This is a genomic window from Corallococcus sp. AS-1-12 (genome assembly GCF_020036995.1).
GTDB lineage: Bacteria > Myxococcota > Myxococcia > Myxococcales > Myxococcaceae > Corallococcus.
On record NZ_JAIQDD010000026.1, the window covers coordinates 1 to 21136 of the forward strand.

A 21136-nucleotide genomic window follows, 5' to 3' on the forward strand; every position below is an offset into this window, starting at 1 on the left:
GTGATTGCTGGTGTGCGTTTGAGTGCAGGAGCTTTTGCGGTTGTCCATCTGTTTGCTGGATGAACTGGGCGCGCCCCTGCGCGGTCGCGAATGCTCCCGCGTAATCCTGCGTGTGTAGGCACACATCCACCGCGACGCGCGCCGCCTGCTGCCCAGGGCGGTGCGTGCGCGCGAGGAGCTGCTCCCAGAGGGCGCCATCCGAGGGCGGCGTCACCACAAGGTTGCGGCAGAACTGCTGGAGGTTCTTCCCCGTCGCATGGGCCTTGATGCTCGCGACGATGGAACGGCGTCCGCTCTCCTGGAGGATGGCTTCGGACGCGGCGCGCCCCCCGCCGTAGAAGGGCACGCCTGCTGCGCGGGCAATGCGTTCCCCCAACTCCGGGAACTCCACCCAGACGATTCCCACCTGGGTCCGCGCCCACTCCGCCGCGTCCTGAACCAGGAAGCCTGACACCCACACGGCTTGAGGCTCAGGCTGCACCGCGTCGTAAATCTCCGCCCAGTCCTTCCACGTTGCCGCCTGCCACACCGGCTTATCCCCCTTGTAGGGCGGCGACATGTGCGCGCGGATGGCGGCCTTGGTGAGCAGCCCCGGCGAGTCCAGGTGCTCGCGACGCTCTCCCTTCAGTTCCTCCCATACTTCCTTGTTCCAGGCCTTCCGCTTCGCGAACCACTCCTCGATCAGCTCCAGTGGCTCGCCCCGGGGGTAGCGCCAGCGATGGTAGAAGCCGGCCGAAAGCTGTCGCGCGCAGGCCATGGCCTGGAGCTGCTCCTGGAACTGCTCTCCGTCGGGACGCTCGCCACCGTGCGCCAGTTCGATGAGCGCCAGCAGCTCATCAGGCACCGGCCCCGGGTAGCGGGGGCGGATAATGAGTGGCTTGTCCAAGGCGCTCTCGTCCGTGGCCACGACGCCGCTCGTGTCGTTGCGGCGGCGCCGGAAGCCCTCTCGGACGTGCTCTTCGGGCTCGCACAGCCGCTCCAGTGCACCAGGTGGGGCAATCACCTTGCCGGGGTCCAGCGCCGTGCCCCATTCCTCCACGACGTGGTGGGCCAGCGGGAGGGGCGAGCCCTCGCGTAGCGCCAGCCGCGACAGGTGTGCGTAGTCCTTGATGCTCTTGGACGCGAACGTCCCGGACAGGGCCACGAGCCGCGTCTCCGGACGCTTCTCGAAGTAGCGGAGGAAGCGGCCGGTGCGCGAGGCCTTCGGGTCCTTGAGGTTGTGCGCCTCGTTGAGGATGACGAGGTCCGGGCGGATGCGCTCCAGCAGGTCCGTGGCTTCCTGGCTGGAGAGCTTGTTGTAGGTGATGACGTGCAGCACCGGCAGCCCAGGCCGGAACCAGCGTCCGCCGGCGAGGTTGGGCAGGCGCCAGTGCGCGCCGTAGTAGTCCCACTCCGCCGTGAACTGGGGCAGCAGGTTGGCCGGGATGAAGAGGCAGGCCACGCGGCATGCCGGCATCGCCATGGGCATGAGGAAGGTGGTCAGTTCCTTGCCGTGGCCCGTGCCGATTGGCCCCAGTAGCCCGCCCACGCGTGACGCTTCCAGCAGCGCCAGGGCCTGGATGCGCCGCAGCCGCGTGGGGCACGGACGGGCAGGGGACATGGCCGCGCAGCCACACGGGCCCGCTAGGGAGCGCAGCTGGGCCTCCAGCGCCGCGACGTCCGCCGTTGTGTAGGAAGCGGCTAGGTCGCGGCGGGGCAGGGCGAGGATGCGGGTCAGGTCCGAGGACCAGCCCACGGGCGAGCGGCCAGTGCGTGAGTAGTTCTCGGCTACCTGGGGTACGTCACTCGGGAGCAGGGACGGCGGCAGGGGCACGCCAAGGCGCTGGAGGAGCTTCACGGCGGCCCTCGCTACCGGACGCCCCGGACGAAGTGCCCCGTGCCGCACAGCGGCTCCAGGGCCTCCACGGCCACCTGCATCAGCTCGCTGCCGGCCACGCCCAGGGCGGCGTAGGTACCGGGCTCGGGCGGCTCGGCGCGGATTGTGGCGGCCAGCACGCCCTTCCACCTCCCGTAGGCGAGGGGCGAGTCGTTGGGGGCGACGCGGATGTCCACGACGCCGCACTCCTGCTCAATCTTCGCCACCATGCGGCCGACGTAGCCGGCCAGCGGCTCGGCGGGGCAGTTGGGCACGCAGTCCACGAACAGGGACAGGCTGGCCTCGGCGGGCGGCGCGGACTCGGCGGCGCGGACGGCCTCCATCTCCGCCTTTGTCCGGCGCTTGCGGCGCGGGGATTCGTCGCTGGCCGCCTGGCTGGGCTGCTCAGGCGTGGCGACGGACGCCAGGACCGGGTTGCTCTTGGGCGCGTCCGGAGGCAGCACCGCCGCCAGCTCCAGCTCCGGAGCGGCCTGGGCGGGGGTGGGCGGCGTGGGGGCCGTCGCGGGTGCGGACGCGGCGGGCTGCGCGGGCGGAGTCTGGGGCTTCAGGATGCGATCCATCAGGGCCATGGGCTTGCTTCCTTGCGACTGCGAGTTGAGGCACTGCGCCTGGAAGGAGCACCCGCCGTACTTCTGGCAGGCGCTCCAGGTGGGTTTGACGTGGCTGGGGGATGTGGCCCGCGCGACGTCGCTCATGCGGCGCGCCAGCGGCTCGACGTGCGTGTGCCATTCGTCGCGGACGTGCTCGACGCTGACGGTGGCGACGACGGAGCGGGCGAGCTTCGCGCCGTGGGTCTGAAAGTAGAGGTGCTCCAGTTCCAGCCGCTTCAGTCCCGGGAAGCGCTCAGCGGCGAGGACGGCCCAGTAGCCGTAGCCCACCATCTGGATGCCGGCGTCGTGCGCGGCGGAGGCGAGTTGCTCAGGCGTGGCGGCGTAGCTGGCGATGGACTTCGTCGTCTTGTGGTCCGTGACGCGCAGCACGCCCTCGGCGAGTCGTCGCGGGTTGACGAGGTCGATGTAGCCGGTGAGCGGGATGCCGTCCGCGAAGAGCGGCGAGGGCTGGCCGAAGTGCTCCTCCACGAAGAGGTCCGGGCCAGGAACGGGCAGCAGGTGCTTGCCAGCCGCCGCGAGAGGGCCCAGCACGTCCTCTCCCGTGCGTAGGTAGTGCTCCAACTGGGCATGGACGGCGGTGCCAAGGTCCCGGGCCTTGGAGGGCCGCTCAGGCAGCAGGAGGACCTTGGCGAAGAACCACGCGCGCTCGCAGAGGGCGAACTTCCGTAGCTGCGAGACGGACAGTTTGCGGAGGATGCCGCCTTCGACCGCATGCTGCGTGAGCCCGGTGTCAGGTAAATTCACTCTCTATTCGATGGGGGCATTATCTGAACGCCGGATTTCTTTCAGATGGAGCAGATTGATGTTTTTCGATAGGTCTGTGCTTTTGCGGTGCCCTGAAAATAAGGCGGCGGTTCCCTCTTAAACTCGTTCAGCCCCCATAGGTGGTCGACACATGATCTCTGACGAGGAAGTTGCGGTAGCCATAAAGGCAGTTTTAGAAGCTCTGTCTCGGAATGACGGCGTCGCCATTCATGAGGGACTGCGAAAGTTGGCAGTGTATGGTCCAGAAGACTGGGTTGGGCAATTTTTAAGAAAGGGAGGGATGTCTAGCCCTGATTCGAAAGATTTTAGGCCTCGACTGGCGGCAATTCTCGGATCTCTTGGCAGGCTTCTCGAAGAGGAAGAGGAGTTTGATACCGATAAGGGTCTTGAGATTCTTGGATTGGTCAACGGCTTGATGTGCATTGCGGCAATGATGAGCTTCCTTAGGGAGAAATTGGATTCCTTGGAATTTTGGAAGCAGTCTCGACTGACCCGCATTTGGCGTCTTGCATGCTACGTCGAAACGCAAAGCATCTATGCGCGCCGGACCCTTGGTGAGCAGGCTATTGCTCAAGGCGCGTTCAATCCGATTGCCGCAATTCAATCCAACCAACATGTGCTGGGAGGAGAGGGTGCAGGGACTGTGAGCGTGGATCTTGCGCTTGAATCAGTTGTTGATGCAACAGAGCAGGTTCTTCGCCTGATGTTTCACAGGAGTTCGGATTCCGCAGGTGGGTTTGAGATTATAAGCCCCTATTTAGAGCAGGACTTTAGGAGCCTTATTACGATTTCAAGTACATGGCGGAGATATGTCGACTTGTGGAATCGTATCAAATTTAGTGGGTGGCTGCCTTCGCATCGGCCCGAAGGGGTTGTTTGGGAGCCTCCCTCAAGAGAGGATTACATGCGCGGCGAAGTCGGCAATGTTCGCGAGCGACTGTATGTTCAGCAGGCGTTTGTGCCGTATATTGTGCGGCCAGTGTCTGAGCTGGAGGCTGCGCGCAAGAAGATGTCTGATCTTGTTTCGAGTATTGTGATTCCTGAGCCTGGGGTCACATGGGGTTTGAATGTTGACTTTGAAGCCCTGCGTGGCCTGATGAGCCTCAATCGCTATGTGGAGGCCACGGAAGTCTATGTGAAGAGACGGCATTTGGGGGCTATCTTAAATGCGATATCCGATCGAACAGGCATTCCTTGGGATAAGCGGATGGCTATTATGCGAGCTCTGCATGTGCTGGCAGAAGGGCTCCAGGATGTGGCTCAGCATAATCTTGAGAGATCGGACAACGCCGATTGGGCCAAGACTGTAGTGGCTGTTGATAAGAAAAAACTAACCAATTTGCTTGCTTCGGCGACGGGGATTGAGTCGGAGGTCTGCGGGCGCTATGTGGATGGGGTGGTTTTTAATGAGAAGAGAAAGGGGCTCGAACTATGGGATCAACACTTGATTCCAATCGATTCAGAACGAGTTGTGCTGATTCCTTCGATCGTTACGATGGCACACCCGGTTAGAACGATTGAGCACTTGGCTTCCGAACTGTCTAACCGAATGTTTGACGTGCGTGGGACTCCATATGAGAAATCGGTTGCGGAGAGATTGGCGCATCTGACTGGCGCAACGGTTGCTCGCGGGATTAAGTTTGGTGCCTCTGATGGGCGTGAAGTTCAGTATGATGTCGCTGTTTTCTGGGGCGGGCATGCATTTCTCCTGGAATTGAAGTGTCTTAAATGGGTTACGTCTCCTGTTGATGAGTATGGAGCCCGGGAGGAGATTGATCGTGCTTTGGGGCAAGTGGAGCGTCGGCGACGATTGCTCAGAACTGATTGGAAGCAGTTTTGCGCCAAGGCCAATAATCAAGATCTCCCGACTGAGCCCCCAGAGGATGATGCTATCCATATGGTTGCCTTAACGAACATCATGAACTTCACCGGCATGAGTTCGGCAGGGGTGGCTGTTGTCGATGATTCAGTGCTGTTTAGGTATTTCGGTGATCCGCTAGTTGAGTTCGCCTTTGTGGGGCCGGACTCCGTAGAGATGAAGCCCCCGCTAATGCGTATTCGCGAAGATGGTTCTCCAGATCCGGTTGGGTTCTGGCGGTACCTCTGCGCACCGCCTCAGTTGTCTTGGATTCGTGAGCGCATAAGTTTGCAAGTGCAGCCAATCTTGGTTGCGTCTAAGATTCCGCAGCAGTACCGCATTGTTTCGGCATTTAATGATGTTGGGTCGAAGGTTCGGAGTGAAATGTAGCGGAATGCTTTGCATGTCGTAAGTTCAGCGGTGGCCATACTGGAGGCTTGGCGCTGGTGTTTGTGACGACGAGGGCTGCTCTTCGGCAGCGAGTCGCAACGATTCTGGTACCACCCAAACTCGTCGTCGAACAGTCGCCACGCTTTGAATTCGTTTTCTGAATCCGAGGTCGCGCAGGACGCTGGCAATTTCCCGGTCTGTGGCCGCGTTAAGGTTGCCCTTCAGAACGCCCAGCGCCTCCTCCGCCACCGTCAGCAGGGGCACGTCTACGGGCCGCCGTGCAGGCGGCATACGCAGGAGCCACTGGACGATGGCGTCCCGCTTCCCGTCGTTGGGTGTCTCGCTTCGCTCCTTGGCCTGAGACTCTGCGCGAGGGACTTCTTCCTCCGACAGCCACCACTTCTCACCCTGACGAAGCCGTGCCACGGCCTCCGCCCAGAGCTGCGCGCGGTCGGCCTTCAGTGCCTCGATGTCGATCGATGTGCATCGCACCGGCCACCAGCGCCGGTAGCCGCTCGGGTCGTTGCGCAGGTACTCCTCGCTGTTGGTGGTGCCGACGAAGACGCACCGCCGCGCCGTGCGCACCGTCACTCGCCCATAGGGCGGCCGGTAGGTGTCCTCGCTGCGTGACACGTAGGCCTTGAGTGCCTGGACGTCCGCCGCACGCCGGACGGCGTCCAACTCCGCCAGTTCAATGATCCAGAACTGAGAGGCGAGCGCGGCGGAGTCCTTGTGGCCGATGTCCAGCGTGGCGTCGCTGAACCACTCTCCTGCCAGCACGCGGAAGGCCGTGGACTTCCGCAAGCCCTGCGCGCCCTCCAGGATGAGCACGGTGTCCACCTTGCAGCCCGGCCGGAGCGCACGTGCCACGGCGCTGATGAGCCACTTGGGGCCGATGGTGCGCAGGTGCGTCACGTCGCCCGTGGCGCCCAGGTAGCGCTCCAGGAACGTGTCGATGCGCGGCCTGCCGTCCCAGACGAGGCCCTCCAGGTAGTCCCGGAGCGGGTCGTAGGCGTTGGCGTGGGCCACCTGGCGAAGCACGTCGCGGACCTGGGCAGGGCGGGGCATGAGGCCCAGGCGCCCGTAGCTGCTGCCCTGGACCCAGACAGCAATCTCCGTGTCCAGGTCGTCCTGTCGCACGTCCGCGCGCAGGGGGCTGCCCGAGAACTCGATTTCCTTCGAGGCCTCGTTGAATCGCAACGTGCCCCGCCACTCGGGCGAGCGCAGCAGCACCATGGACAGGTTGGCCTCGCAGTTGCGCAGCTTTTTCTCTCCGTCCCGCGTCTCGTAGGTGAGCAACTCCTTGCCCCAGGCCTCCGGTGTCTCCAGTCCCTCATCCACGGGCGGCAGCTTCTCGGCGGATGTCGGGGCACCTACAGGCGTGCCCAGCAGTGCCACGAGGTCATGGTTTGCCGCGAGCCGCTTCGCGTCGCGCTCCGCTTTGCGTGCACGGGCCCGGTGCAGCTTCTTCAGCGCCTCCGCCACCAGGTGCTCAGTCCCCTGGCCCCAGTCCGTCGCGGCCAAGCACGGGCGCAGCAGCTCCACGATGGCTGCGTCCGGCGTGTCGTTGGGCAGGCAGAAGGCCACGGTGCTCATGAGCTGCTGCAGGGACGTGTCCTGGCTGCCGCGCGGGGCCAGCGGCTCGCCGCGAAGTGCCCGGCCCACGAGCGGCTTGTTCTCCGGACGCGCATGTCGGCGCAGCAGCGTGGCAAGGTGCTGCATGTCCACGGTGGCCAGCAGCGGCGCCGGCGCAACGCTCGCGCGTGACGACCTCAGCAGTGCCTCCACGTCCAGTGGCTTGCCCTCCGCGCTCTCCGCGAAGCACTCGGCACCCTCGGGCGCGTCGGGCAAGTAGTAGAGCCGCGACAGGTCCTTGGTGGCAGGGTCGGCCGGAATGCGCAGCATGGCCAGGGCAGCGGCTCGCACGGCTGGCCACTCGCGCGGAAGCACGGGGCGGCTCAGCGGCATGACAAGCCGCATGCAGAAGTCTGGTGGCCGGTGGCTGTGCGTGGTGTGCAAGGCGTAGGCGTAGCCATCGCGCTCCAGCACTTCGAGCGGCGCCAGTTGCTCCGCCGCCAGGTGGTCCAAGTCAAAGACGGCAAGCGTGACGGCGTGCACGAAGTCGTTGCCGCGTCGCTCGCCGATGTCCACGGGGCTCCAGGCGGGGCCATTCTTCGCGGGGCACCGGCCAGGGCAGGGCGTCTGAGGGCATTTGCTGTGGCGATGCGTGGTGAGCAGTGCGCGCAGCGGCGTCCAGTCCCAGTCCTCGACGCGGGGCGTGTTGTCCTGGGCGGATTCGTAGAATGCGACCTTCATGGGTGATGTGTGCTCCAGCCGTGCGCGGCAGCGGGCGCGCCCAGCACGGACGACGCCCTTCGCTGTCTCAATGGGGGCACTTTCCACGGGTGGCGGTGCAGCGGCAGGGGCAGCCGAGTCACACGGCAACACCACACACAGGGGTCGTTGTCCTATCTCCTATTGGTTCTCGCGCGTATATATGTAGTTCTCTCTCAAGCTCTCTATGAAAGAGAGAGAACGAGAGTGATAGGTGTGTGGCGGGTGTGTTGGGCTCTCCGCCCTGCCTTGCAGTGCCGCTTCCATCGCCTGCGACGAAACACCCGCGAAAAGCCACGGCCAGAGTTCGCCCCCATTTGCAGGGGAGGGGCTGGAGAACCTGCCGGGTGATGGCGGCACGCGGCGCCGTGTCAGACGGCGATGCTACTCCCCAGGTCTTAGCCGTTGGAGGCAACCATGCGGGTCCATTCGGACACAACAAGCCGGCGCGCCCTGTATCCCGCCATGTCACAAGTGCGTGGATGTTTCACGCATAGCGGAGGCATGCCCTCCCTGCGTGACATGGCAGGTGTCTTGCTGGGGCTGCGCACATTGTCGCATGGGAAACGACGTTTCTCGACGCACGAGAGGGGCAAGGCGTGAAGAAGGGCAGTGCAGCGAAGCGGGAGTCTCATGTTTCACGTAGCGGAGCGTCGCGGCCGAGCCCGGATGAGCTGGTGAGCGAGATTCACAGGCGTCATGCGTCGGGCGAGTCCGGGCGGGCCCGGCAGCTGGTGGACGCACTGCTACGCCTGCTGGAGCCCCAGCTGCGGCGGCAGGCCCGTGGCTACGAGAAACTCAGCGGGTCGCTGCTGGAGGACGACCTCGTCCAGGTGGCGCTCCTTGAAGCGCTCAAGGCCGTGGAGACGTACAAGCCCGAGAAGCGCGGCCGGCAGACGTTCTCCACCTGGGTGGAGTGGCGAGCGCGCCGGGCCATCATGGAGCAGATCCGCCTGCACTACGCGGACGTCCGTCCCTCGGACGCCGCCCAGCGCGGGCGCAAGGGCCAGCCGAAGACGCGGCCCATGCCGCTGGTGAGTCGTGATGACGCGGCCGAGTCGCTGCCCGGCTCGCTGACGCAGATGCATGACGCAGCCCTGGCGCTGGAGGTGGCCACCGTCGAGGAGCTGTACGCTCTGCGCGAGGAGTGCGCTCGTCTCCGGCGCGAGGTGCTGCGGCTGGACCCGAAGCTGCGTGAGCTGGTGACCCGCGTCCACGGCCTGGGGCAGGCGCCGTGCGGCATCCGCGACGTGGCCGAGGACTGGAACGAGCCACGCAGCCGGCTGGACGTGCTGCTGGCCCGCGCCCACGAGCAGCTCCGCGAGCGCCTGTCGGACATGGGCGACTGATGCCCGTCCTCGTCGCCCAGCGTGGCGGCCCCTGTGCCGCATGCGGCGCGCTCGTGCTGAAGGGCGAGCGCATCGAGTACACGCTGGGGACGGGGCCGCGTCACCTCGCGTGCGCTGACAAGGCGCCGACGCTGCGCCGCAACCAGCACCAAGCGTCGTGCGTCCTGTGCGGCGTCAATGTGCCGAGGGGCGCCGGAGCCCTGTCCGTCACGGAAACGTGCGAGGGCGGGGCGTATACGCGGCGCTGGTCGGTGTCCTGCGTGGACTTCCTGGCCTGCCACGAGCGCATCGTGGCGGCTCTGCCCGGATTGCAGTCACGTTGAACATGGCTTGAGGCCCCCCCGGGTCCAAATTTGGGACGGTCGTCCCGTTCCTGCCTTGCTCGGCGGGCCCCCACGCTCGAAAAATTCTGGAAAAATCCAGATGCAGTATCAGCGGAGAGGTAGTTGGCACGGGTTTGCTCGCCATTCAGGGCATCCAGTTCCACCCTAGTAATTGACCTGGGTTCGTTGGAACTCGCCCATAGTCGTGAAGCGTCATTGATGACGGCGTTAGATCGCCCCACCAGGGGTCTCAAGCTAGGTAGGCGTCGATACCCAGCGCCCGCATCTTCTTATCCTCTGCGCTGAGTTCGAAGTTTGGGCGCCACCCACCGTCGAGTTGACCGCGAACATGGGTGGGCAATGCGTCGTATGCCACCGAGAAATGCTCGAAGTACGTCACCTTTGACACATCGCGCTTCCAGGCGAGTTCGTAGGTCGGGTCGTACCTCTCTTCCCCGACGATCAGCCACGCATGGGTGAGCCACTGCTTGGAGGGCGGCGTGTACCAATCCGCTGGCGGCATCGCAACGCCGTAGGCGATTCGCGCGAGGATGCCCTTCTTGGCCAAGGCCCACATCACAAGTAGGCAGTTGCTCTCACACCACTTCATTTTTGGCTGCTGGTAGTCGTCCGGTTTGTCCGGAGTTGGCTTGCCTGTCAACGTGTGAATCGCTTGGTGCACGGGCTCCGACAGTGGGGCGGGGAAGACTCGAATCAGCCCAGCATCAGCAGGGTCGGTATGGGACGGTTCTTTCATGTTCTGCTCCTTACTTAGAGCTAGCCCTGTATCGAGCTGATCATTTGCTTGGTCGCCAGCATCGAGACCAGCAGTGGGCGCAATCCTGGGACTATGCCCGAAGCCGTAACGGCGTGATATGCGGGCGGCGGACGCCAGAGTAATGCAGGGCGTAAGGCCGAAATCTTCAGCGAAACCGCCCCCATTTTGCATGGGAGATGGCGCGTCCCTCCAAGCTGACCCCCGAGTTACAGGCACTTATCTGCGGCCATCTGGAGCGCGGCCTCTTCCGGCGCGCCGTGGCTGGCCTCGTTGGCATCAACGAACAGACCCTCTCGCGCTGGTTTCATCGCGGTGCGGGAGAGGAACGGGGCCGCTTCCACGATTTTTTCCTCGCGGTGAGCGCGGCTGAAGCGCGCTTCATGCAGTCCGCCACGGACATGCTGATGGCGGCTGCCGCGCACAACCCGAAGCACGTCCAGTGGCTTCTTTCGCGACGTTTTCCGGAACTCTATGGCAGGCGGGACAACGTCTCGGAGGTGGCGCCCGAGGACAAGGCCGCCGACGAGCGCGCGCTGCGCGAGCTGCTGATGGACCGGCTGGGGCGCCTGTTGCCGGACGCTCCCGAGGCGACGGCCGGGACCAGCAGCAGCGGGGGCGACGATGCGCCGTGAGCGCCTCCCCTTCGCGGGGATGCTAGAGCAACTCGCCCCGGACGAGTCCCCGGCCGCCTTCATGGTGCGCCAGGCCGGCACCCGACAGGGCCTCGCGCGCCTCTTTGGGCGGATGACCCATCCCGAGGTGGAAACCCTCGTCCACGACCTGGACTTCTGGGCGCGCCGAGAACAAGTCCCCCCGGCGTCCTTCTCCACCTGCTTCATCATGGCGGGACGGGGCTTCGGGAAGACGTGGAGCGGGGCCCGGTGGGTCATCCAGAAGGCTCGGGAAGCGAAGTCCATCGGTGCCCTCATCGGGCCCACGGCGGCCGACGTGCGCGACACCATGATCCGTGGCACCAGCGGCATCCTGGCCCTGTCGCCGCCCTGGTTCATGCCCGTCTACGAGCCAAGCAAGCGCCGGGTGACGTGGCCCAACGGCGTCTACGCAATCTGCTACTCGGCGGATAAGCCCGACCGGCTGCGAGGCCCGAACTGCGGCTGGGCCTGGGGCGATGAGCCCGCTTCCTGGAAGCACGAGATGGCGGCCCTGGACCAGCTTCCCATGGTGCTGCGCATCGGCACCGCAGCGCACCCGCCCCAGCTGCTGCTCACCGGGACGCCCCGGCCGCTGAAGAAGCTGGAGGATCTCCTCTTCGCGGATGCAGAGGCGAAGACGCTGCGGCCGGGCGTTGTGCTGCGCACGGGCTCCTCGCTGGCCAACCGCGCCAACCTGGCGCCCAGCGCAGTCGCCACCATGCGCGCCCTCATGAACACGCGCTGGGGCCAGCAGGAGGTCCTGGGCCGGCTGCTCATGGACGTGCCGGGCGCCATCTTCGGCTCGGCGAAGTGGGGCAGGGTGGAAGCGGATGTCCACGAGTACGCGCGGGGGTTGGACCGTCGCATTGTGTCCGTGGACCCGGCGCCCACCAGCGAGACGGGCTCGGATGAGACGGGCATCGTCGTCCAGGGCGTGAGAAGCAGTCCGCTTGTCGGGACGGATGGCGCGCCGCTCAAGCGCGTGTCTGTGCTCAAGGATGCGAGCCTCCGGGGCTCGCCGCGTGAGTGGGCCGCCGCCGCAATCCGCGAGTACCTGGCCTTCGGCTGCGACGCCCTGGTGGCGGAGGTGAACTCGGGCGGAGAGATGGTGGAGACGACCATCCAGACCGTGGCCTCGGAGATGGGCGTGCAGGTCAACGTGAAGCCGGTGCGTGCGCGGGAGGCGAAGTCGAAGCGGGCCGAGCCGGTGAGCGCTTTGGCAGAGACAGGCCGCATCGAGCTGGTGGGCACCTTCCCGAAGCTGGAGGCTCAGCTCTCCAAATTTAGCGGCCTCAATGGCCGCCGCGATGACCGGGTGGATGCCTTGCTGTGGGGCGTTCACGAGCTGGTGTTCGCTGACTCGTTCTTCTGTCTGTGAGGGTGGACGCGATGGGTTTGTGGGACCGGATGAAGGCGGCGGTGGCACGTCCTCCGCGCCAGGGGACAGGGCTGGAGCTGGCTCGCTGGCAGCAGGCACCGCCGCGCCGGGGGACGGCGCAGCTCCTGGCGGCGTACCGCGAAATGCCATGGCTGCGAGCTGTCGTGGACGTGGTCGCGGACTCCGTGGCCGGGGTGAACTGGCGCGTGTACCGCCGCGTCTCGAAGGACGGGCACCCAGTGAAGGACTACGCGCTGCGGAGCGCAACGCGCGAGGTCCGTGCCATGCGGCTGAAGTCCATGCTGGACGCGGGCGAAGTCCAGGAGATGCCGGACCATCCCATTCTGCGGATGCTCGCCGACCCCAACGACTACCTGACGGGCCGCTCCGTGACGAAGCTGGTGCAGGTGTACCTGGACCTCGTCGGCGAGGCCTTCCTGGTGCTGGAGCGCGTGGCTGGATTCCCAGTGGGCTTCTGGCCGGTGCCTCCCAACCTCGTCACGCGCCTGCCGGCGCTGGACGTGCCACGCGAACAGCGCACGTTCACGGTCGCAGTGGGCGGCGTGATGCGGGAGATACCAGCGGTGGACGTGCTCCACCTTCGCAACCTGGACCCGGAGGATCCGCTTGGGCGCGGAGTCGGTCCCGCCTTCGCTCTTGGGGACGAACTAGACACGGACGAGTTCGTGGCGCGGTTCCTCCGGGCGAGCTTCTGGAACAACATGCTGCCGCCAGCCATCGCATCCATCGAAGGGTTGACGGATGCGAACAGCGCAGGGGCGAAGGCCTTCAAGGAGTCGCTGGCCCGCGAGCATCAGGGGCCGGACAAGGCGGGCAAGCTACTCCTTACCAGTGGCCGCGTGACGTTCGCGCGCCTCGATACGAGCTTCCGCGACATGCAGTTGGTGGAGTTGAGGAAGTTCCTCATGAGCTTCGTGCGGATGACGTACCGCGTGCCGCCCGAAATCGTGGGCGACATCTCCAGTTCGAACAAGGCGACGGCCTTCGCTGCACGGGAAAACCTCGCTGAGCAAGCGACGTTTCCCCGTATGGAGTTCCTCCGCACCGAGTACCAAATGCGGCTGATGCCGCTGTTCGGTGATGGGGATGCCATCCTTGATTACGACAGCCCTGTTCCTGCGGATCGCGAGCACCAACTCCGCGTTATGAGCACCATGCCGGAAGCCTTCAGCTATGACGAATGGAGGGATCTAGCGGGCTTCAAGCCGGACCCGAAGCGACAAGGGTACCCCCTGCCGCTTCCTGGGCAGGTTCACGGGCGAGCCCCCGATGCGTCAATGCAGCCTGCGAGTGAGCCTTAAGGCCCCAGGAGTCGTGGCTTTCAAGGTTTCTTTGTCGGTGGAGGCTGCGAGGTCAGCTTTTGTACTGTGTAGATTTTATACAGAAGAGGAGGGAGGCCCTGGGTGCCACGAGCGCCTGGGAAGACTTCAAGCTTGTCAAGACTCTGGTCTTGAATGCAATGTTCAATATTGTCCATGGCGCGGGAGAAAATGCCCATTGCGATCTCGGCTTCTTTTGCGCGTCTGGCGGCAAATTCGGGCAAATGGGATGAGCGCACTATGTCGATGGTTGTAATATGCCGCCTTGATTCTGCACCTCTCCAGTGAATGCGTGCGGAGTTAACTGGGTGCAGTTCCATTTCCCCTGATTCTTCCGACAAAAAAGTCTCAAATATTTCTCCGTCAACAACAATGCATGGGAGGGCTATGCATGCCGTGTCTGGAAAGCCATTTTCTCGGTTGTAGCTTGGCTTGTCGTATTTCTCTAGTAGTTTCGATGTGGTTGTTGTGATGGATTGCATCGCGTTGTAGGCTTGATCGTTTTTTGAGAAGCACTGTTTTGCCGTAAAGCCTGGTCGTTCGGGTGCCTCGAACATTGATAGGTCATACAGTTCGTTTTTGCCTGCAAGCGTCCAGAGGATGGCTCTTCCGTATGAATCGCCCATGGTTTGATTGATGCATGCGCTCGGCGCCATTCGGGCGTCTTGTGAGGTGAAGACAACCCATGGCTTGTCCTTAGACCACTTGCATTCGATGGTATGAGTTATTCTGAGGAATCCATCGTTTTTTGTGCGACTTATGTCTGCGGAGACGTCGATTTCACGGACGGAATTGTTGGACGGATCGTGGACGTGATAGCCCTGCCGTGTTTTGAATCCGGCGTCTCTAAGGGATTTTGCTGTTTTGAATTCAAGAGGATAGCCTTCTGAGTTTAGCCAGTCTCTTATTTTTTCTTTCATTTGCGTGCTCGCGGAAATGTGCTGCCGTGGGGTCGGGGTTGCGGATGTTGGACGCTCTTACTTGGTTTGGGGCTCTGCGCCAGTCCAGAAAGTTACCCCCATTGAAGAGGTGAATGCCCAAACCTCTTCAGCGCGCTCGTCGTTTCGTCGCCCACAAGGACGTCTCTTCTGCCAGTGAATGCCGGCCGAAGATTTTTACCTTCCGTGCCAACGATGCCGACTTTGACCGCTATGACGACCGTTTGGCCGTCCACGGCTGGAGGCTCGATGCCTATGCCGCGAACCCTGTTGTCCTCTACATGCACGATGATGGCTCCGGCGGGATGTTCGGTGCAGGTCGCACGGACATCCTACCAATCGGCAAGGGCCGGGCCTATGTCCAGGGTGACGCCCTGCTTGTGGACATCGAGTTCGACCAGGACGACGAGTTCGCCCGGCGCGTCGAGTCCAAGGTCGAGAAGGGCATCCTCAACGCGGTGAGCGTCCGCTACCGCATGCTGCGCTACCACGAGAATGAGCGTGGCGGTTACGACTGCGACGAGCAGGAACTTCTCGAAATCTCCGTCGTCACGATTCCCGGCAACCAGCGCGCGGTGCGGCTGAAGAAGCATGCCGACGATCGCGTCGCCCTCATTCGCGACATTGCGGACGCGGTGGTGAAGGCGCTGGGCCACAAGGGCCGGAAGAAGCGCAAGGCCGCGCCGCCTGCCGCACCTCCCCCCCTTTCCGAGTCCGACACCCACGCCCTTGCCGCTCATACGGCCCGGGCTCTGTTGCAGCACCTCCAGGAGAAGGCATGACCCCCGAGCAGATGCAGGAAATGGCGAAGTCGCTGGGCCCGCTGGTGGCCGCGCAGCTGGTGGAGCAGTCTAAGGGAAACCGTGACAGCTATGCGGCTCTGCTGGGCTCCAAGGCGGCCGACACCGCGCCCGAGGAGCCCCGCCGCGCGCCGATTACCGGCAAGCACATGACGGAGGGCACGGGCCTCAACCTCATCCGCTTCGTGAAGGCGAAGGCCGTCGCTCGCATGGACGGGCGCAACGTGGTGGATGTGCTGAAGGGCTGGGGCGACGAGGTGGTGAGCAAGGCTCTCTCCCAGGGCAACTACTCGGGCCTGGGCTCCCTGGTGCATCCCCAGTTCGCCTCCGAGTTCATCGAGCTGCTGCGCAACAAGGCCGTGGTGCGGCAGGCCGGCGCCCGTGTCATCCCCATCGGCGCCTCGCTCACCTTCGACCGGCAGTCCAGCACGGGCACGGCCTTCTATGGCGGAGAGACAAGCACCATCCAGGAGTCGGAGCCGGGGACGGACACGGTGTCCCTGTCCGAGAAGAAGCTCACGGCGCTGACGGCGGTGCCCAACGACCTCATCCGCAATGCGTCCGTCAACGCCGAGGAGTTCATCCGCAACGACCTACTGAACGTCATGGCACTGCGGGAGGACATGGCCTTCCTGCGAGGCAGCGGCACGCAGCTGGAGCCGCGCGGCATCCGCAACCAGGTGGACGCGGCCCACGTCTACGCGGAGACGGTGACCACGGCGGGTGCTCCCACGTTGGGCGAGATGAAGAAGGAGCTGAACAAGGCGAAGAAGAAGCTGAAGAAGGCCAACGTGCCCATGGTGCAGCCGGTGTGGCTGATGTCCCCCAACGCGGAGACGGCCATTCTCGATGCTCCGGGCCCTGGCGGGGAGGGGACCAACGCCCTGGAGCGGGAGATGGTGGAGCGCGGCACGCTGCGCAACGTGCCCTTCTTCGTGACCAACCAGATTCCGGAGACGCTCGGCTCGGGCAAGAACTGCTCGGAGCTCTATCTCGTGGACATGGCCGAGGTGCTCATCGGCGAGTCCATGGCGCTGGAAATCGACGTCTTCCCCAACGGCGCCTTCACGCGCGGCGGCCAGGTGGTGTCCGGCATCTCCACGGACCAGACGGTGCTGCGCGCCATCACCAAGCACGACCTGGCCATGCGCCACCGGCAGTCCGGCGTCGTGGTGAAGGACCTGAGCTGGGGCAGCAACTGACCGGGGCGATGCCCCACGAAAGGACATCATGAGCGCACCGCACATCAGTCAGATCGGCGCCTTCATTGCCGCTCGCCTGGGCACGCTGCCCGCCGCGACGCCCGCTGGAACCCGTCAGGGGACGGGCTACGACCGGCTCCTCCTGGGCGAGAGCTGCGTCCTCGTCGCAGCTACGGGCGCGGTGACGGGCGGCCCCACCGCGCAGGGCTATGAGGTGAAGCTCCAGCACTCCAGCGACAATGGAGCGGATGACGCCTGGACGGACTTCGCGCCGGCCGGGCCGGGTTCGGCCTCCGTGCAACTCGCTGCGGCGAACGCCTTCGCGGAGAAGGACGTGGACCTCGGCGCGGCGAAGCGGTTCGTCCGCGTGGCGGAGTCCACGACGCTGACAGGCGGGACTTCGCCCAGCCTCCAGGTATGCGCCTTCGTCGTCTTCGGCGGCGCCATGACGTTGCCGGTGTGAGGCCATGGCGAGTCCTGCTGACCTATGCCTTGCCGCCACCGTTGCGGATGACCTGGGCGTGGCGGTGACGCCGCGCCTGGAGTCCCTCGTCACGGCGGCGAGCCGGGCCGTTGCTGGCTACTGCGGCCGGGTCATCGAGCACGGTCAGGGGCTCGTGGAGTACCCGGCGGGCTACGGGCGTCCGTTGTTGCTGCTGGAGCGCCCGCCCGTTGTCCTGGTGGTAGGCGTTTGGGAGGGCGGTGCCCTTGTTCCGGCCGAGGAGTACGAGTGCCACGGGAAGATAGCGGACGCCGGCATGCTGTACCGCAAGCGCGGCGCGTGGCGGGAGACGGCGCGCTTGGGTGGGCTGGTGGTGGATGCAGTGGACAGCTACCAGGGCAGCGAAGACGGCATCCGTGTCGTCTACGACGGGGGCTTCGTGACGCCGGGGCAGCGAGCCCTGGACGTGTCGCGTGTGGTGACGTTGCCGGAGGACGTGCAGGAGGCCGCCGTTCTCACGGCGGTGCAGCTGTACCGCTCGCGCGGTGTGGACTCGATGGTCGCTAGCGAGTCCATCGGGGATTGGTCTGTCAGCTACTTCGCTGCGAAGGCAGAGGGGAAGAGTCCCATCCCCGGTGTCGCGCAGGCGCTGCTCGCGCCCTACGTCATTCATCGGGTGAGCTGATGGCCTCGCCCACGGACACCTTCCGGCAGTCGATCACCTATGCCGTGTTGACGGGACGGGACGCCTACGGCAAGCCGGTGCTCGGGCCCCAGGCGACGGCGCGGGCTCGTGTGCAGCCGTCCCGACGGCTCATCCGTGATGCCAACGGCAACGAGCATCTGGCCGCGCACGTCGTCTACACAGGTGCGCCCATCACTTTGCAGCACCGCGTGTGGCTGCCGGGGGAGGACGTGGCGGACTTCAACCGCGCGCGGCGCCCCGTCGCCGTGGATGAGAGCGTCGACGGTTTGGGTGTCGTCCGCTTCCGGAAGGTGTGGTTCTAATGCGTGACGTCGCTTCTGAACTTGCGGTTCTCCTAGAGAGCGTTGGGCTAGGACTTGTTCGTCCGCCAGCTCCAGGCGCCAATCTCTTTACTGCGCCAATGCCCGAGGCGGATGGAGGCGTACCAGATATGGCCGTGGCTCTTATGGTGACGGGCGGCGCGGAGCCGCTTCCGTACCTGGGGCGGAGTAGTGTGGCATTTCTTGCGCCAAGCGTCCAGGTGCGCATTCGCTCTAGGCGCGAGGATTTTGCAGGTGGGCAACGCCTCGCTAACGATGTCTTGGACGTTGTCGCGCTGACATCGCTTACGCCAAATATCCATGTTCTTGCGGCAACCTGCGCTCCTCACTACGCTGGCGCAGACAATGAGGGTCGACATCGCTGGAGCATCGATATTTCGTTTGGGTATGCTTACAGAAAGGATGCGATCTAGGGTTCTGAGGGTGCTTTGTATGTTGAGGAAATTCGGTAAGCTGCTGATGGGGCTGTTTCCTTGGGTGCGGTCGAGAAATGGCCGACCTGGAAGTGTAGTGCCAGTTTTCGGCACAAATGAAGAGTGTCCATATTGCACCGTTGCTCTTCGAGATGTTGATTTTGGCGGGGATCATATTTTCCCGGAATTCATGGGCGGAAGCAAGAAGGTTCCTGCCTGCGATGTCTGTAATCACGGTTTTGGTGGAGCGTTCGAGGGCGTTGTTGCTCGTCAATTTCAGATGTTGGACGTGTTCCTTGCTGCGAATGGGCTGCGTCCGAAGCACCCAATTAGGACATGGAGTCGCGCCTACACTTACGACGGCTTGCCATATGATCTTGTGCCTTTGGAGGACGGCAGGCTGCGGCCGGAGCTTTCGCACACTGTTATCGAAGAGCGAGATGCAGATGGGGTGGTGCGGAAAGCCACCTTTAAGAGTCGTCGCGAAGCCAAGGGCTTCGAGCGAAAGCTTTCGGCAAAGGGGTGGAAGGTTGTTATTGAGTATGAGCCAGGAGTGCCGCACGAGGTAGCTGATTTGGGGGTTGGCCTGACGTTTGGGTCGGAAATGCAGGAGCTCGCGCTTAAGATCTGTTTGTCTGCCTGCACAGGGCTTGTTGGCCTTGAACACGAGCGGCTTTCGGCTGCGAGGAGAGTCCTTTGCGGGGAGCCTCCCGAGGAACCCATTGTTTTCTTGGACTTCTCTGAACGCGCGGAGATTGATGCGCGACGTAAGCCTCTTAGCCATGTTGTTTATGTGGAGCAGACTCCGCAGCGAGTGTACGGTGTGGTTCAGTTTTATGGCTCTTTTCAGTATTATTGCTACTTGAGTGATGCTCCAGGGGCTGCTCGTTCGTCAGCGCTGATTGGATGCCTTGACGTGCTCACTGGTGATGAGCGGTTTGAACTGTTGAGGCCGCTGGATTTGAGTGGCGCCCCGAGCGGACTGGAATGCAGTCGGCCGGAGGAGCCATATGTTGAGCTGCTCTCCCGTTTTGAGGAACAGGCCAAGCAGAGGGGCGCTAGTCATCTTGACCTCAGCCTGACGAACTTGACTTTCGGTGCTACCGAAGAGAGCAAGGGACGGCAGGAGGATGATGGTTCATGAGCGATGGGCCATGAGTTGATCGAACAGAAGATGCTTTCCCTGCCATTAGGGGGGGCGGCTAGGTGCTTCTGCGTTACCTGCGAAGAGTGCCCCCATTGAAGTAGGGGATGCCTGTCCGAGTCAAAGTCGATGCGATGAGGCTGGAGCGCCTGCGCCGCTCGCCCGTCGAGGTGCTGCGCGCGCTGGATGCGCCATGTCGGGAAATTGCGCGCCTCGCCTTGGACTACTCTCTCTTCTTTGTGCCAGTGGGCACGGGCCACCTGCGCGATAGCGCCTTCCTGAGCGGCCCCCTCCACAACCTGAGCCAACGCCTCTCCACGACGTGGACCGCAGGCTACGCGCACGCCTCTGCCGGTCCCATTCATGAGGGTTGGCACTGGGGCGCACAGCTCTTCACCCCGCCGCCGCACTTCCTTCGCAAGTCCTTCCGTCGTGCCCGTGGCAGCGCTCGCCGTCGCGTCGCTGCCGTCCTGAAGGACTTCCTGGCGCAGCGCTTCCCCTCCCAATGACTGGAACCACCACCATGCCCGAACCCCGAGAGGCCTTCTTCGACAAGCTCTACATCCGCGCCACGGACACCGCGCCCGTGGAAGCGGATGCGCTGGATGGTGTCCTGGAGGCGCCCGTCAACCGCGCGAAGGACACCGTGGACGCCAATTACTTTGGCGGAGACGGGTACAAGCGCACGAAGGGCACCTGGAAGTCCTTCTCCATCCCGTTGTCTGGCCACGTCTTCAAGGGCAGTGCCCCGCAGCAGGTGCTGCGTGATGCCTTCGAGAGCGATGCCACCGTATTTTTCACCATCGTGGAGGACGAGACCGCGTCCGTGGGCACGCAGGGCTTCCGCTACCCGGTGAAGGTGACGTCCTACGAGGAGGGCCGCAGTTCCACGGACGTCGTCACCTTTTCCGCCACCCTTGCCGGCCAGGGCGCGCCCATCGCGGTGTAGCCGCTTGCTTGCCCACTTCACACCCGAGGCCTCACCATGACCGCACCCACCACGCTCCGAAAGCCCCTCGGCACCCGTCGCAAGTTGCACCAGCGCGTCACGTTGGACGGCGCCGACTACGACATCTGCCAGCCACCACTGGGCGAGAAGCTTGAGCTGCTCGCCGCCGCGAAGGCCGCCAAGGAACTGGGGCCGGACCGGAAGCCCGTGGATGAGTTCGCGGGGATGGCGATGATCGCCCGCATCGCCGTCCTCTGCCTCTACCACCCGGACACCGCCATCCGTGTCTTCGATGAGTCGGAGGTTGGCCAGGTGAAGCGCGAGCCCTGGCTGGAGGAGATTCAGGACGACTTGGCCCGGGCCTTCGCGGGACCGACGCTGGAGGAGGCGAAGGGAAACTCCGGCACCACCCCGAGCTGAGGGCGCTGCACGCGGTGGTGAAGCTGACGGGCCAGTCGCCCGAGGAAGTGCGCGGCTGGGCCTGGGAGGACGTCGTCCATCTCCTGGCCCACTGCGCCCTGGAGGCCGAGGAGGTGCGCGGAATGCACGCTCCAGGCCCCACCTCTC

At 64.1% G+C, this 21136-nt stretch carries 20 protein-coding genes; 15 read left to right on the plus strand and 5 right to left on the minus strand.

Annotation, left to right across the window (positions count from 1 at the left end; genetic code table 11):
* On the minus strand, positions 1 to 1600 hold a 1600-nt coding region (locus K8556_RS30170), incomplete at its 3' end, for a DEAD/DEAH box helicase family protein (RefSeq protein ID WP_223743568.1).
* Between the two features lie 248 nt (positions 1601 to 1848).
* Positions 1849 to 3231 carry a PD-(D/E)XK nuclease family protein gene (locus tag K8556_RS30175; RefSeq protein WP_223743569.1) on the minus strand — a complete coding sequence of 461 codons (1383 nt, stop codon included), beginning with the start codon at positions 3229 to 3231 and terminating at the stop codon, positions 1849 to 1851.
* Positions 3232 to 3382: 151 nt separating this feature from the next.
* Between K8556_RS30175 and K8556_RS30180 the strand changes: the two genes are divergently transcribed.
* The gene (locus K8556_RS30180) at positions 3383 to 5500 is read left to right on the plus strand and encodes a hypothetical protein (RefSeq protein ID WP_223743570.1); all 2118 of its coding nucleotides are present in this window, start codon (positions 3383 to 3385) and stop codon (positions 5498 to 5500) included.
* 24 nt (positions 5501 to 5524) lie between these two features.
* Here the strand turns inward: K8556_RS30180 and K8556_RS30185 are convergent, their stop codons facing one another.
* Complete coding sequence (locus tag K8556_RS30185; protein WP_223743571.1) at positions 5525 to 7816, minus strand: virulence-associated E family protein; 2292 nt, start codon at positions 7814 to 7816, stop codon at positions 5525 to 5527.
* Between the two features lie 695 nt (positions 7817 to 8511).
* On the opposite strand from K8556_RS30185, the gene K8556_RS30190 reads away from it, so the two are divergent.
* Both K8556_RS30190 and K8556_RS30195 read left to right on the plus strand, forming a co-directional pair.
* Positions 8512 to 9183: a sigma-70 family RNA polymerase sigma factor gene (locus K8556_RS30190; RefSeq protein ID WP_223743572.1), complete on the plus strand. Its 672-nt coding sequence runs from the start codon at positions 8512 to 8514 to the stop codon at positions 9181 to 9183.
* Entirely contained in the window at positions 9183 to 9506 is a 324-nt protein-coding gene (locus K8556_RS30195; RefSeq protein ID WP_223743573.1) for a hypothetical protein, read from the plus strand. The genes K8556_RS30190 and K8556_RS30195 overlap by 1 nt, the downstream gene beginning before the upstream one ends.
* A 250-nt stretch (positions 9507 to 9756) precedes the next feature.
* Here K8556_RS30195 and K8556_RS30200 read toward each other — a convergent pair whose 3' ends face one another.
* Positions 9757 to 10263, minus strand: coding sequence for a hypothetical protein (locus tag K8556_RS30200; protein ID WP_223743574.1), 507 nt, complete (start codon positions 10261 to 10263; stop codon positions 9757 to 9759).
* A gap of 197 nt (positions 10264 to 10460) precedes the next feature.
* On the opposite strand from K8556_RS30200, the gene K8556_RS30205 reads away from it, so the two are divergent.
* The 3 genes from K8556_RS30205 to K8556_RS30215 are packed head-to-tail and all read left to right on the plus strand — an operon-like array spanning position 10461 to position 13637.
* A complete protein-coding gene (locus tag K8556_RS30205; protein ID WP_223743575.1) occupies positions 10461 to 10916 on the plus strand; it encodes a hypothetical protein in 456 nt (151 codons plus the stop codon).
* Positions 10906 to 12315: a terminase large subunit domain-containing protein gene (locus tag K8556_RS30210; protein ID WP_223743576.1), complete on the plus strand. Its 1410-nt coding sequence runs from the start codon at positions 10906 to 10908 to the stop codon at positions 12313 to 12315. The genes K8556_RS30205 and K8556_RS30210 overlap by 11 nt, the downstream gene beginning before the upstream one ends.
* 11 nt (positions 12316 to 12326) lie before the next feature.
* Positions 12327 to 13637: a phage portal protein gene (locus K8556_RS30215; protein WP_223743577.1), complete on the plus strand. Its 1311-nt coding sequence runs from the start codon at positions 12327 to 12329 to the stop codon at positions 13635 to 13637.
* Between the two features lie 20 nt (positions 13638 to 13657).
* Here K8556_RS30215 and K8556_RS30220 read toward each other — a convergent pair whose 3' ends face one another.
* Positions 13658 to 14575 carry a hypothetical protein gene (locus K8556_RS30220; RefSeq protein WP_223743578.1) on the minus strand — a complete coding sequence of 306 codons (918 nt, stop codon included), beginning with the start codon at positions 14573 to 14575 and terminating at the stop codon, positions 13658 to 13660.
* A gap of 113 nt (positions 14576 to 14688) precedes the next feature.
* On the opposite strand from K8556_RS30220, the gene K8556_RS30225 reads away from it, so the two are divergent.
* From K8556_RS30225 to K8556_RS30265, 9 genes are all read left to right on the plus strand, one after another.
* Positions 14689 to 15375, plus strand: coding sequence for an HK97 family phage prohead protease (locus K8556_RS30225; protein ID WP_223743579.1), 687 nt, complete (start codon positions 14689 to 14691; stop codon positions 15373 to 15375).
* Complete coding sequence (locus tag K8556_RS30230; RefSeq protein WP_223743580.1) at positions 15372 to 16595, plus strand: phage major capsid protein; 1224 nt, start codon at positions 15372 to 15374, stop codon at positions 16593 to 16595. The genes K8556_RS30225 and K8556_RS30230 overlap by 4 nt, the downstream gene beginning before the upstream one ends.
* 28 nt (positions 16596 to 16623) lie before the next feature.
* Complete coding sequence (locus tag K8556_RS30235) at positions 16624 to 17058, plus strand: hypothetical protein (protein WP_223743581.1); 435 nt, start codon at positions 16624 to 16626, stop codon at positions 17056 to 17058.
* Between the two features lie 4 nt (positions 17059 to 17062).
* Complete coding sequence (locus K8556_RS30240; RefSeq protein ID WP_223743582.1) at positions 17063 to 17722, plus strand: hypothetical protein; 660 nt, start codon at positions 17063 to 17065, stop codon at positions 17720 to 17722.
* Entirely contained in the window at positions 17722 to 18045 is a 324-nt protein-coding gene (locus K8556_RS30245; protein ID WP_223743583.1) for a hypothetical protein, read from the plus strand. Before K8556_RS30240 ends, K8556_RS30245 begins: the two co-directional genes overlap by 1 nt.
* A gap of 363 nt (positions 18046 to 18408) precedes the next feature.
* Entirely contained in the window at positions 18409 to 19620 is a 1212-nt protein-coding gene (locus K8556_RS30250; protein ID WP_223743584.1) for an HNH endonuclease, read from the plus strand.
* Between the two features lie 107 nt (positions 19621 to 19727).
* Positions 19728 to 20129 (plus strand): minor capsid protein, encoded by a 402-nt coding sequence (locus tag K8556_RS30255; protein WP_223743585.1) that lies wholly within the window; start codon positions 19728 to 19730, stop codon positions 20127 to 20129.
* A gap of 14 nt (positions 20130 to 20143) precedes the next feature.
* On the plus strand, positions 20144 to 20569 hold the full coding sequence (locus K8556_RS30260; protein WP_223743586.1) for a phage tail tube protein: 426 nt from the start codon (positions 20144 to 20146) through the stop codon (positions 20567 to 20569).
* Between the two features lie 36 nt (positions 20570 to 20605).
* The gene (locus tag K8556_RS30265) at positions 20606 to 20989 is read left to right on the plus strand and encodes a phage tail protein (protein WP_223743587.1); all 384 of its coding nucleotides are present in this window, start codon (positions 20606 to 20608) and stop codon (positions 20987 to 20989) included.
* Positions 20990 to 21136 lie beyond the last annotated feature (147 nt).